This window comes from Streptomyces sp. NPDC008313, assembly GCF_042956125.1.
Classification (GTDB): domain Bacteria; phylum Actinomycetota; class Actinomycetes; order Streptomycetales; family Streptomycetaceae; genus Streptomyces.
In genome coordinates this window covers 1-11,885 of the sequence record NZ_JBIBFR010000042.1, presented here as the reverse complement: position 1 = coordinate 11,885, position 11,885 = coordinate 1, and the positions used below count along the sequence as shown (strand labels likewise).

Sequence of the window (11,885 nt, the reverse complement as noted above, 5' to 3'; positions counted from 1 at the left end):
GACCAACAACCTCTCGGCGTCGGCACCTACGTTGTGCCGCGGTATGTCCAGCGCCCTTGACTACTGGGCAGTTCAGCGCATTCCAGCACGCCAGGCGGCGCCCTTCCAAACACTCGGAATACAAGATTCCGAGTGAGGTACGCCCCACATAAAACGGTCATAAAGAGCGAGCCCCGCCAAAAGACGGGGCTTTCGTGAGCACAGCGGCACCGGGTGACCGCGATGCGTGGCCGAAACGGCCGAATTCTCTGTCGAAATGTTATGAACACTGTGGCCGACCGTGTCAAACGACACAGCCGGCTCCAGTGCGTCTACGACAACTGCCGTACGCGATCACTCACTTGCCCACAGGCCCGGGCGGGCCTGTGGACCGCGCTACCGCAGCCGCGCCATGAGGGCGTGCTCGACCAGTGTGATCAGGGCACTCTTGGCGTCCGAGCGGTGGCGGGCGTCCGTCGTGATGATCGGCGCGTCCGGTCCGATCTGCAGGGCCTCGCGGACCTCTTCGGGGGTGTACGGCTGGTGCCCGTCGAAGCCATTGAGGGCGATGACGAAGGGCAGCCCGCTGTTCTCGAAGTAGTCGACGGCCGGGAAGCAGTCGGCGAGCCTGCGGGTGTCCACCAGGACCACGGCGCCGATCGCGCCGCGCACCAGGTCGTCCCACATGAACCAGAAGCGGTCCTGGCCCGGCGTACCGAACAGGTACAGGATCAGGTCCTGGTCGAGCGTGATACGGCCGAAGTCCATGGCGACGGTCGTCGTCGTCTTGTCCCCGGTGTGGGTGAGATCGTCGATGCCCGCGGAAGCGGACGTCATGACGGCCTCCGTGCGCAGCGGGTTGATCTCCGAGACGGCGCCGACGAACGTGGTCTTGCCCACGCCGAAGCCACCCGCCACCACGATCTTCGCGGAGGTGGTCGCCCGGCCTCCGTCAGAGCTTGCGAAGTCCACTGAGCACCCTTTCGAGCAAAGTCACGTCCGGCGCACCGCCGTTGTTCTCGTCGCCGCCCGGCTGGTGGATGGCGACGAGTCCGGCCTCGGCGAGGTCCGCGACAAGGATCCTGGCCACGCCCAGGGGCATGGACAGCAGAGCCGACACCTCGGCCACCGACTTCACCTCACGGCAAAGATGGCAGATCCGCTGGTGCTCGGGGAGCAGCCCTATCAGCTGCGCCGGGTCGGCCGTCGTACTGATCAGCGCCTCGATGGCGAGTTGGTAACGCGGCCGGGTCCGGCCGCCGGTCATCGCGTAGGGACGTACCAGCGGCTGGTCGCCCTCGTCCCCGTACGGCTGCGCGTACGGATCATGAGAGGCGGTGGGCGGGGTCATGAATCCTCCGGGCGGGACAGCAAGTCGGTCAGTCGAGCCGTCTGTTGGGGCCGGTGGGGGGATTGTGGCGGCCGGACGGTGATTTCGTGCAATCGGTGGTGCCAAGAGCCCTCAGTGCAGCAGACTTCCTTGCAGTTCGGCGCGGAGGTCCGGCGTGAGGACAGCGCCCGCACGGTCGACCAGCAGCGCCATCTCGTACCCCACGAGGCCGATGTCGCATTCCGGGTGGGAGAGGACCGCCAGCGACGAACCGTCGGAGACGGACATCAGGAAGAGGAATCCGCGCTCCATCTCCACGACGGTCTGGGCGACCGTTCCTCCCTCGAAGATCCGGGACGCCCCGGCGGTCAGCGAGGTCAGTCCTGAGGCGACGGCCGCGAGCTGATCGGCGCGGTCGCGCGGGAAGCCTTCGGACATCGCCAGAAGGAGTCCGTCGGCGGACACGACGACGGTGTGGGACACCCCGGGGGTGTTGTCCACGAAGTTGGTGATCAACCAGTTCAGATTCTGTGCCGCCTGGCTCATCGGGCTCAACTAGTGCTCCTGCTGGTGAGTGGGGCTGGGGAAGCTGCCGGTCTGGCCGGTACCGGCCTGGCGACCCTGCTGGATGCCCCGACGGAGATTGGTCAGCCGGCCGCGTACGTCATCGGGCGCACGCGAGACCTGCGGACCGCTTTGGTGCTGTTGCTGCTGTGCCGTGCCCGCGACGAGGTTCGCCCGCGGGACGCGGCGCGGCAGGCCCGAGGTGGTGACCCCGCCCGCCGACGGCTGACGGACGCGTTCTGCCTGCCGGACGAGGTCGTCGTTCGGCGAGCTGCGCCATGAACCGGTCGCCGGTGCGGCGGCCGGACGCTGAGGGGCCGCAGGGGTCTGCGGCTGCTGCGGGAAGCCCTGCTCGGAGCCGTGCTGCGCACCGGGCCGGTCGCCGCCCCGGTCCGGGACCTGGCCGGCGTTCTGCGGCCGGCCGTTCCCCTGGACCTGGCCGTTGTCGCGCTCCTGGCCCTGACCGTGGAACCAGTTGGTCTCCAGCGTGTCGAACAGCGGCGTGCGCCCGTCACCGGGGCCCGTCGCCGGCGGCAGCGCCTCGGGCTCCTGCGGACGCGCGGGCCGCTGTGGGGCCTGCGGACGGGGCGCGCGGAAGTCTCCGCCGTCCCTGTTGCCGGCCGCCTGCGGCCGCTCGTACTGACCGGTCGACGACGGGTCCTGCGGGTTGCCGTATCCGGGAGTGGCGAACTGGCCGGTGGACGAGGGGTCCTGCGGGTTGCCGTAGCCCGGGGCCGCGAACTGGCCGGTGGACGAGGGGTCCTGGGACCCGCCGTAGCCCGGGGCCGCGAACTGACCGGTGGACGAGGGGTCCTGCGGGTTGCCGTAGCCCGGGGCCGCGAACTGGCCGGTGGACGAGGGGTCCTGGGACCCGCCGTAGCCCGGGGTGGCGAACTGGCCGGTGGAGGACGGGTTCTGGCTGCCGGAGCCGTACACGTCCGGGCGGACGAACGAGCCGGTGCTGCCGGCGTCGCCCATGGTGTGCGGAGCGGCCGGGCCGGGGCGCGGGGCGTCGAAGTCGGGACGCGCGAACTCGGACGTCGAGCCCGGCCCCTGACGGTCGTCGATCCGCGGCAGCCGCGACGTGGAGTCCGGCTCCTCATGACCGCGCGGGGTGTCCATCGAGGCGCGCGGCACGGGAGGCTGCGCGTTGTCGTCGCTCCAGCTCGGCCGCGACGGGGAGGTGCCGCCGGGCAGCTCGGCGCGCGGACCACCGCGCCCCGGCAGCTGCGGCCTGCGGCGGCCGCCCTTCTCCTTGCCACGCGGCTGCGCGGGCGGTGTGGCGGGGGCGCTGTCGCCGAAGCCGCTCTGACGGCCGGCCTGGCCGCCGTCGCCGAAACCGCCCCGGCCCGCGTCGGCGCCGCTGTCGCCGAAGGCGTTCCTGCCGCCGTCGCCGAAGGCGTTCCGCCGTCCGCCCTGGTTGCCGTCGAAGCCCTGGGGCGTGCCGTTCCCGGCCGCCTGCAGGCCCTGCGGGGCGCCCGGCGCCTGCCCGAAGGCACTGCCGGCCCCGGCCGGAGCCGGCCTGCCCTGCTGCGGATTGCCCTGTCCCTGCGGCCCGCGCGCACCGGCCGGCGCGCCCGGACGGCCGCCCGGGTTGCTGCCGGGCAGCGCGGCCCGCGGACCCTGGCCCTGGCCGACCTGCCCGCGCTGCGGGGTGGAGCCGAGACGTCCGGCTCCACCGGTGCCCGCACCGGCGCCGAGGGCGGGACCGCCCTGCCCGGTACCGCGGCGGGCGGCGGCGACACCGGCCGCCGCCTGAGCGGCGGCCGGACCGCCGGAGGGGGGAAGACCCTGCCCCGGCTTGCCCGGAGCCTTCTTGCCGCCCTGCGCGACGTCGACGGGGAGCATGACCAGCGCGGTCGTGCCACCGGAGTCGGAGGGGCGCAGCTGGATCCGGATGCCGTGGCGCTGCGAGAGGCGGCCGACCACGAACAGACCCATGCGGCGGGAGACGGAGACGTCCACGGTGGGCGGCGAGGCGAGCCGCTCGTTGATCGCCGCGAGGTCCTCGGGGGAGAGGCCGATACCGGTGTCGTGGATCTCGATCAGCACACGGCCGTCGGGCAGCGCGTGACCGGTGACCTTGACCTTGGTCTGCGGTGAAGAGAAGGAGGTCGCGTTCTCGAGCAGCTCGGCGAGCAGGTGCACGAGGTCGTTGACGACCCGGCCGGCGACCTCGGTCGCCGGCACCGAGGCCAGCTCGATGCGCTCGTACTGCTCCACCTCGGAGGCGGCGGCACGCAGCACGTCGACGAGGGGGACGGGGCGCGTCCAGCGGCGGCCGGGCTCCTCACCGGCGAGGACGAGGAGGTTCTCACCGTTACGGCGCATACGGGTGGCGAGGTGGTCGAGCTTGAAGAGCGAGGACAGCTGGTCCGGGTCGGCCTCGCGGGACTCCAGTTCGGAGATGAGCGACAGCTGACGCTGGATGAGGCCCTGGGAGCGGCGCGAGAGGTTGGTGAACATCGCGTTGACGTTGCCCCGCAGCAGGGCCTGCTCGGCGGCGAGCCGGACCGCCTCGCGGTGCACCTCGTCGAAGGCCGCGGCCACCTTTCCGATCTCGTCCCGGGAGTGCACACCGACCGACTCGACGGAGGTGTCGACGTCCTGCGGGTCGGACTCGGAGAGCTGCTTGACCAGCTCGGGCAGACGGTCCTGGGCGACCTTCGTCGCGGTGTCCTGCAGCCGGCGCAGCGAGCGGATCATGGACCGGGCCACCACGAAGGCGCCGACGAGCGAGACACCGAGCACGATGAGGATCAGCGCACCGGAGATGATCGCTTCCTGCTGCGACTCGTTGCGCAGCTCACGGGCCTTCTGCTCCATCTGGCTGAGCAGAGTGAGCTCGATCTTGCCCATCTGGTCGAACTTGTTCGTGTCCTTGTCGATCCAGTCCCTGTACGACTGCTTGTTCTGCGAGCGGATACCGCCCTCGGCGACGACGCGCTCGGCGTACTTGTCGGCTTCCTGGATCGTCGGGTTGTTCTGGTTGACGGGCTTGGTGAGCTCCGCCGCCGCGTCGTCCCCGTAGATGCTGGAGAAGCTGTCGAGCTCCGACTGCTCGCTGTCGAGGGCGGCGGCCGCGTACAGCCGGTCGTTCTCGGAGAGCTTGCCGAAGGTGGAGTCGTTGGCGGGCAGCGCGGCCGCGATGACCGCGCGCTGCACGGACGCGTACTCCTTGGCGGAGGAGAACGCCGCCAGGACGCGGGTGCGCTGGATCATGTCCGGGTTGCTGGTCGCCTCGGCCATGTCCTGGGAGAGGTCGAGCAGCTGGGTGATCAGGCGGTGGTAGCCCTCGACCGTCTGCGCCGAGTTGTCGGCGTCCTTGTACGCGTTGCTGCGGATGTCGCTGAGCTTGCCGAGCTCGCTGGTCAGACCCACGAGGCCGTCGTAGACGCCGGTGAGGTCGCGGACCGTGCTGCTGTCGCCGACCTCCTGCACGTCCTGGAGGAAGTTGGCGCGGGCCCGGTCGGTCTTCTCGCGGGCGCCCTTGACCGTGAAGTCGGTCGCCGTCGCGCCGTGCGCGAGGGGTCCGGCCGACTTGTCGCGCTCGTCCTGGAGCGCGGCGGCGAGCTCGGTCGCCTGCTTGGTCATGTCCGTCAGCAGCTTCATGTTGTCGAGCTGCTGGATGCTGTCCATGGACTCGTTGATGCGCAGCGCGCCGAGCGAGGTCGCGGCGACCACGGGGAGCGCGAGCAGCGACACCAGACGCGTGGAGATACGCCAGTTGCGCAGAGCTATTCGGGAGCCGGTGCTGAGGCCCTTCGGCTTCGCGGCCGGGGTCTCGGCAGCCGGCTTCGCGGCACCGGACTGCTCGCCGCCGCCGTCGGACTTGCCCTGGCTCTGGGCGTGCTGGGGCGAGGAGCTGACGGCCTTGGGGCCGGTCCCGCCATGCGGCTCCGGCTCGGCCGAAGCGCTGCCATCCCTCTTGAAACGTCCCTGCACTAGCGTCGCAACCTCTGGACCAGGCGCCTCTCCGTGGAAGCGGCGAGGCGGTGTCGGCGTCGTTCAGGGGCGCGATGCGCCCCTTGGTGGTCGTGAGTGACCGGCGCTGGCTCCCCCTTCCCGCCGCCACTCGGCGCTTTTGCGCCCCTGCGCGCCGGTTCCATCCTGCGGCGGTCCGTGAGATTCCAGCACAGTGCGGGATCTCCAACAAGGGCCGTGAGCCAGGCTGTGACCTCTGTGACACCTTGTGAGGGGCACGTCACGAGACGTAGAAAGCGATCCCGTGCATAACGGGCATAAGCGCAGGATACCGGGTGGTGCGTCCCGTGTCCCAGTCGCGATGATCAGGAGCGGAATGGGCGCTTCGATGAAGCAATGTCCGTTTCTGGACCCCGAGTTGCCCGCCCGAATTGACGGAATTGCCGGTAGGCCAGTGAGCAAACTCACACCTCGATCATGACGTCTTCTCGTCATCCACCGGGAATTCGATGTTTAGCCTGACGCTTTACAGGGATGGCGAATCCGACAATCCGCGCTCGCACGAGGCCCTTCGACCCCGGCCGGCGCCCTATCGACAAGGTCGAGAACACCGGTGAAGACGACGATGATGTTCCGCAACATAGCCAACCCGCGACGCACCACCCTGGCGCACCTCACCGACGCCGAGGAACTGCGCACGCCGGACCAGCCGGAGCACTCCGTCGGCCTCCCCGCCCAGACCGCCAACCCCCGGCGGACCGTCCTCATGGAGGTCCCCGTCGCGACCTCCGCCGCCGAGTAGTAGGCGTCCCGGGCGCCGTCCACTCACAGCGGCCCGCGAGCGAACCGGGCACCGCCCGTCCGAGGCGCCCCGCGCGGAATGCGTGGGGCGCCTCGCCTCTGCCGCGTTAGCCTGGAGCGTCAGACTCCAGCCAGCTCAGTGAGGGGCACAGGCATCCCGTGCGCATCGCCAGATTCTCCATCGACGGGAACGTCGCCTTCGGCGCGGTCGAGGGTGACAAGCCGGACGAGCTCGTCCTCGACATCATCAAGGGCATCCCGTTCGCGGACTTCGAGCTCTCCGGTACGAAGGTGCCGCTGGCCCCTTCCGGATCGGCGCGGGTCCGGCTGCTGCCGCCGGTGCTCCCGAACAAGGTCGTGGCCTTCGGCCGCAACTACGCCGAGCACGCCAGGGAGCTGGGCAACGAGGTGCCCGACGCCCCGTTCGCCTTCTTCAAGCCGTCCACCTCGGTGATCGGCCCCGGCGACGAGATCCAGTACCCGTCCTTCTCGCAGGAACTGCACCACGAGGCCGAGCTGGCCGTGGTCATCGGCCGCATGTGCCGCCAGGTCCCCCGCGAGCGCGTCAAGGACGTCATCCTCGGCTACACCTGCGCGAACGACGTCACCGCCCGCGACGTCCAGCGGCGCGAGAAGCAGTGGGCGCGGGCCAAGGGCTTCGACACCTCCTGCCCGCTCGGCCCCTGGGTGGAGACGGACATCGACCTCACCGCCGCGGCCGACCTGACCGTCCAGTGCACGGTCAACGGACAGCAGCGCCAGCTCGGCCGCACCAGCGAGATGATCCACTCCATCGAGGACCTGATCGTCAACATCTCCGAGGCCATGACGCTCCTCCCCGGAGACGTGATCCTCACGGGCACGCCGGCGGGCGTCGGACCCCTCAACGTCGGCGACGAGGTCGCCGTCACCATCGAAGGCATCGGCACTCTCACCAACAAGGTTGTCAAGCGTGGCTAGCGCACCCGTACGCGTCCGTTTCTGTCCCTCCCCGACCGGCAACCCGCACGTGGGCCTGGTCCGCACCGCCCTGTTCAACTGGGCGTTCGCCCGGCACCACCAGGGCACGCTGGTCTTCCGCATCGAGGACACCGACGCGGCCCGCGACTCCGAGGAGTCCTACGAGCAGCTCCTCGACTCGATGCGCTGGCTCGGCTTCGACTGGGACGAGGGCCCCGAGGTCGGCGGCCCCCACGCGCCGTACCGCCAGTCGCAGCGCATGGACGTGTACCAGGACGTCGCCCAGAAGCTCCTGGACGCCGGCCACGCGTACCACTGCTACTGCTCCACCGAGGAGCTGGACACCCGCCGCGACGCCGCCCGCGCCGCCGGCAAGCCGTCCGGCTACGACGGCCACTGCCGCGCCCTGAGCGCCGAGCAGGCCGACGCCTACCGGGCCGAGGGCCGCGCCCCGATCGTGCGCTTCCGGATGCCCGACGAGGCGATCACGTTCACGGACCTGGTCCGCGGCGAGATCACCTATCTCCCCGAGAACGTCCCGGACTACGGCATCGTCCGCGCGAACGGCGCCCCCCTCTACACGCTCGTCAACCCCGTCGACGACGCCCTGATGGAGATCACCCACGTCCTGCGCGGCGAGGACCTGCTCTCCTCCACCCCGCGGCAGGTCGCCCTCTACAAGGCGCTCACCGACCTGGGCATCGCCAAGCAGACCCCGGCCTTCGGCCACCTCCCCTACGTGATGGGCGAGGGCAACAAGAAGCTGTCCAAGCGCGACCCGCAGTCGAGCCTGAACCTCTACCGCGAGCGCGGCTTCCTCCCCGAGGGCCTCCTCAACTACCTCTCCCTGCTCGGCTGGTCGCTCTCGGCCGACCAGGACATCTTCTCGATCGAGGAGATGATCGCGGCCTTCGAGATCTCCGACGTCAACCCGAACCCGGCCCGCTTCGACCTGAAGAAGTGCGAGGCGATCAACGCCGACCACATCCGGCTGCTCGACGTGAAGGACTTCACCGAGCGCTGCGCCCCCTGGCTGAAGGCCCCGTTCGCCCCCTGGGCGCCCGAGGACTTCGACGAGGCGAAGTGGCAGGCGATCGCCCCGCACGCCCAGACCCGCCTGAAGGTCCTCTCCGAGATCACCGACAACGTCGACTTCCTCTTCCTCGCGGAGCCGGCCTTCGACGAGGCGAGCTGGACCAAGGCGATGAAGGAGGGCTCCGACGCCCTGCTGCGCACCGCCCGCGAGAAGCTCGACGCGGCCGACTGGACCTCCCCGGAGTCCCTCAAGGAGGCCGTCCTGGCCGCCGGCGAGGCGCACGGCCTCAAGCTCGGCAAGGCCCAGGCCCCGGTCCGCGTGGCCGTCACCGGCCGCACGATCGGCCTGCCCCTGTTCGAGTCCCTGGAGATCCTGGGCAAGGAGAAGGCACTGGCCCGCGTGGACGCGGCGCTGGCCCGGCTGGCGGCATAACGCCACGAACGTCAGGGGGCGGCATCCGCACCGGATGCCGCCCCTTTGTCGTGCGTTGGGCAGCGTCGTACTCATCGAGGCTGCGGAGGGGCGCCGAAGGCTTTGCCCTGTGCACTTGAAGGCATATACCGTTGTTTGCATGACGGAGTCGTGGCAGATCGAGCTGGAACCCGAGGTGCGGGATTGGCTGGAGCTGCTGCCGTTCCGGTTGTACCGACGAGTGGAGGACAAGGCCGACCGCCTACTCGGCGAACCGACGACGCTCGGTGAGCCGTACTCGCGTCACCTGGGCGGCAAGCTGCGCGAGCTGCGCTTCGAACTGGACGGCGAAGCCGTGCGCATCCCGTACTGGCTAGCCCCCGGGCGGCGGATCGTCTTGCTCACGGTGTTCCGCAAGACGCGGATGCGTGAGGCGGCGGAAGTCGAGCGTGCCCAGCAGGTGCAGAAGGTCTGCGAGACCGAGCACGGCCGTGCTCAGCACCTCTACGACCGGCGCAAGGAGAGCTGATGAATCACAGCACATGGAGAACGCGCCGGACCCGGCAGCTTGCCGGTGAGGCGGTCGAGTACGACCAGGAGTACGTCGACGCACGGCTGGCCGGCGATCTCGGACAGGCGGTCTACGACCGGCGGATCGAGCTCGGCCTCTCCCAGGCCGAACTGGCTGAGCGAGCAGGGATGACGCAGCCCCAGGTCTCCCGGATGGAGGGTGGCGACACCGTGCCCACGTTTCCCTTGCTTCGGCGCTTGGCGAAGGCCCTGGACGGCTCCTTGAACATCGCCATCGGCGAGGGCGACTCCCACGTCACCTTCACGCCGCATGCCGCGTGACGCCGACCCGACCCCGGGGCGCTGTGGGCACCCCGTTCGGCGGCTTGTGAGCCGAATACCCACGAGAACGCGTCTGTGGCCGCCCCCGAAGGGACGGCCACAGGGTCTGCGCAGCCATATGCGCGATGTTTTGCTTGCTGAGCCCGATCCTGCCAAGACGGCTACGGTCGGCCGAGCCGAGCGTCACACGGTCGACCGGCGGGTCGGGTTCCGGTCAGCCTCGGCGGGCGAGGTCGAGGAAGTCGGACCAGGTGGTGGGGTGCACGGTGAGCATGCCGTGAGCGGGGGTCTTGGAGTCGCGGATGTGGATGGTGGCGGGGGTGGGGGCGACCTCTACGCAATCACCGCCCGAGCCTCCGCTGTAGCTGCTCTTGACCCAGTGGAGCTGTAGAGGCTTGGCCTTGGACTGCATGGTGTTCATAGGTCTCCTTGCAGCGACTTTTCGATAAGGCGCTGAGACTCCCGAGGGGGCAGCGCTTGTGCCCGGATGATTCCATACCGAGCGGCGATTCCCCGGACGGTTTCCCGACAGCTGATGACGCGACCGCTTCCCTGGCTCTCCAGGTAGGCCACTTGTTCCCCTCCCTCCGGCACCATCAGGGTGAAGGGACCATCCACGCACGCGTGGTCGATCGCCCGGGTCGGCATCACCTGGATCTCCACGTTGGGGTTCAACCCAACCAGGAGTAGATGTTCCAGCTGCCCCCGGAGGACCTCCGCGCCGCCGATGGGGCGTTGGAGGACTGCTTCCTCCAGTACGAAGCTGAGCACGGGCGCCGGTGCGCGTTCGAAGAGCTTGTGCCGGGCAAGTCGCGCCGAGACCATTTGCTCAATCTCTGCTTCACTCCGCCTTGGTCGCCAGACGGTGAACATGGTTCTGGCGTACTCCTCGGTCTGGAGCATGCCGGGCATGATCAGCGGGGCGTACTGGTGGAACTCGGCCGCCGTCTCCTCGATCCGGGCCGCGTCCCGGAAGAACGCCGGGTACCGGGCCAGGGCCACGGGCCGCTTCATGACGAGGAGCATGCCGTCGGCCTCCAGTAGCTGATCGAGCTTCTCGATGGTGTCGGGACGCGGAATGCGACGCCCCTGCTCGATGGCCGCGACCAGTGCCTCGCTGTACCCGAGGAGCTGCCCCAGGTCGGCCTGAGTGTGTCCGGCGCGCTGCCGAAGAATCTTGATCTGTCGGCCGAACGACCTCAGCAGCTCGTCGGCCGGGTCCTGACTCGGCTGCGCAACGGCCTGCTCCGGAATCTGTGTCATCGCTCTTCCCTCCGCACCTGGCTCACCCCCGACCCCGACAGCGCACCCACAGCAACCGCATAGATGCGCTGTGTAGGGGAGTCGTCACTGGTGACGGTACGCACACCGGACCAGGCTTGCGCGCATGACGACAGAAACGCACTCTTCCGGGGACACCTATGGCCTTGCGCAGCCGACGCGGGACTTCTGCATGTCGTTCACGTCGACACCGCGTGGCGCCCGACTGGCCCGCAGACTCGCCTCCCACCGCCTCGTGCCTGGGGCCACCCGTACGACTCCGACCTGAACACCACGGTGAGCCCTGAGCGAGCTGGTCGCGAACGCGGTGACACACGGACGGGTACCCGGCCGTGACTTCAGACTGTGCATGTGGCTGGACCCGGCCGCGAGGCTTGTGCGGGTGGAAGTGACGGACACCCGCGACGACCGAATGCCGCCGGAATCGCCCTCGCTGCCGACCGAGCCAGAGGCGGAGTCGGGCCGTGGTCTGTGCCTGGTCGCGGCACTGGCGAGCCGCTGGGCGGTTGAGCCGCGTACGGACGGAGGTCCGGGCAAGACAGTGCGTGCGGAGGTCGACGTCTGAGGGTCCGGTGGAGTTGTCCCGAAAACCACGAGCCGATCTGAGACGGGTCCTGGGGGCCGTAGGATTCCCGTGTGATTACGGGCGCACTGAGGTCTTTCAGCGTTGCCTCTCCAGGGTGAGGACGGCTTTGGCGATGACGGTCATGCGGTTGGGGCTGATGCGGGATCTGCGGAAGATCTGCC

11 protein-coding genes and 2 pseudogenes are annotated in these 11,885 nt (G+C 69.5%); 6 read left to right on the top strand and 7 right to left on the bottom strand.

Annotated elements, in window-relative coordinates:
* Window positions 1–375 precede the first annotated feature (375 nt).
* The 4 genes from ACFY93_RS33480 to ACFY93_RS33465 all read right to left on the bottom strand — a co-directional run bounded on the left by ACFY93_RS33480 (window position 376) and on the right by ACFY93_RS33465 (window position 5,818).
* Window positions 376–951 (bottom strand): ATP/GTP-binding protein, encoded by a 576-nt coding sequence (locus tag ACFY93_RS33480; RefSeq protein ID WP_055520027.1) that lies wholly within the window; start codon window positions 949–951, stop codon window positions 376–378.
* On the bottom strand, window positions 932–1,330 hold the full coding sequence (locus ACFY93_RS33475) for a DUF742 domain-containing protein (RefSeq protein ID WP_391365689.1): 399 nt from the start codon (window positions 1,328–1,330) through the stop codon (window positions 932–934). Before ACFY93_RS33475 ends, ACFY93_RS33480 begins: the two co-directional genes overlap by 20 nt.
* Before the next feature lie 111 nt (window positions 1,331–1,441).
* The gene (locus tag ACFY93_RS33470; protein ID WP_010984127.1) at window positions 1,442–1,855 is read right to left on the bottom strand and encodes a roadblock/LC7 domain-containing protein; all 414 of its coding nucleotides are present in this window, start codon (window positions 1,853–1,855) and stop codon (window positions 1,442–1,444) included.
* 9 nt (window positions 1,856–1,864) lie between these two features.
* Window positions 1,865–5,818, bottom strand: coding sequence for a nitrate- and nitrite sensing domain-containing protein (locus tag ACFY93_RS33465; RefSeq protein WP_391365687.1), 3,954 nt, complete (start codon window positions 5,816–5,818; stop codon window positions 1,865–1,867).
* A 592-nt stretch (window positions 5,819–6,410) separates the two neighbouring features.
* Here ACFY93_RS33465 and ACFY93_RS33460 point away from each other — a divergent pair.
* From ACFY93_RS33460 to ACFY93_RS33440, 5 genes are all read left to right on the top strand, one after another.
* Window positions 6,411–6,599, top strand: coding sequence for a hypothetical protein (locus ACFY93_RS33460; protein WP_391365686.1), 189 nt, complete (start codon window positions 6,411–6,413; stop codon window positions 6,597–6,599).
* A gap of 158 nt (window positions 6,600–6,757) precedes the next feature.
* Window positions 6,758–7,558 carry a fumarylacetoacetate hydrolase family protein gene (locus ACFY93_RS33455; RefSeq protein WP_391365685.1) on the top strand — a complete coding sequence of 267 codons (801 nt, stop codon included), beginning with the start codon at window positions 6,758–6,760 and terminating at the stop codon, window positions 7,556–7,558.
* Window positions 7,542–9,026, top strand: a complete 1,485-nt coding sequence (gene gltX / locus ACFY93_RS33450; RefSeq protein ID WP_391365684.1) for a glutamate--tRNA ligase — start codon at window positions 7,542–7,544, stop codon at window positions 9,024–9,026. Before ACFY93_RS33455 ends, gltX begins: the two co-directional genes overlap by 17 nt.
* A 139-nt stretch (window positions 9,027–9,165) precedes the next feature.
* Window positions 9,166–9,534: a type II toxin-antitoxin system RelE/ParE family toxin gene (locus ACFY93_RS33445; RefSeq protein ID WP_391365682.1), complete on the top strand. Its 369-nt coding sequence runs from the start codon at window positions 9,166–9,168 to the stop codon at window positions 9,532–9,534.
* Complete coding sequence (locus ACFY93_RS33440) at window positions 9,534–9,857, top strand: helix-turn-helix domain-containing protein (RefSeq protein ID WP_391365681.1); 324 nt, start codon at window positions 9,534–9,536, stop codon at window positions 9,855–9,857. Before ACFY93_RS33445 ends, ACFY93_RS33440 begins: the two co-directional genes overlap by 1 nt.
* A 214-nt stretch (window positions 9,858–10,071) precedes the next feature.
* Here ACFY93_RS33440 and ACFY93_RS33435 read toward each other — a convergent pair whose 3' ends face one another.
* Both ACFY93_RS33435 and ACFY93_RS33430 read right to left on the bottom strand, forming a co-directional pair.
* Window positions 10,072–10,278 carry a DUF397 domain-containing protein gene (locus tag ACFY93_RS33435; protein ID WP_391365680.1) on the bottom strand — a complete coding sequence of 69 codons (207 nt, stop codon included), beginning with the start codon at window positions 10,276–10,278 and terminating at the stop codon, window positions 10,072–10,074.
* On the bottom strand, window positions 10,275–11,120 hold the full coding sequence (locus ACFY93_RS33430; RefSeq protein WP_391365679.1) for a Scr1 family TA system antitoxin-like transcriptional regulator: 846 nt from the start codon (window positions 11,118–11,120) through the stop codon (window positions 10,275–10,277). Before ACFY93_RS33430 ends, ACFY93_RS33435 begins: the two co-directional genes overlap by 4 nt.
* Window positions 11,121–11,244: 124 nt before the next feature.
* On the opposite strand from ACFY93_RS33430, the pseudogene ACFY93_RS33425 reads away from it, so the two are divergent.
* Window positions 11,245–11,703: pseudogene (locus ACFY93_RS33425) on the top strand (ATP-binding protein).
* Window positions 11,704–11,799: 96 nt separating this feature from the next.
* Here the strand turns inward: ACFY93_RS33425 and ACFY93_RS33420 are convergent.
* Window positions 11,800–11,885: pseudogene (locus ACFY93_RS33420) on the bottom strand (IS5/IS1182 family transposase); the annotation flags it as partial.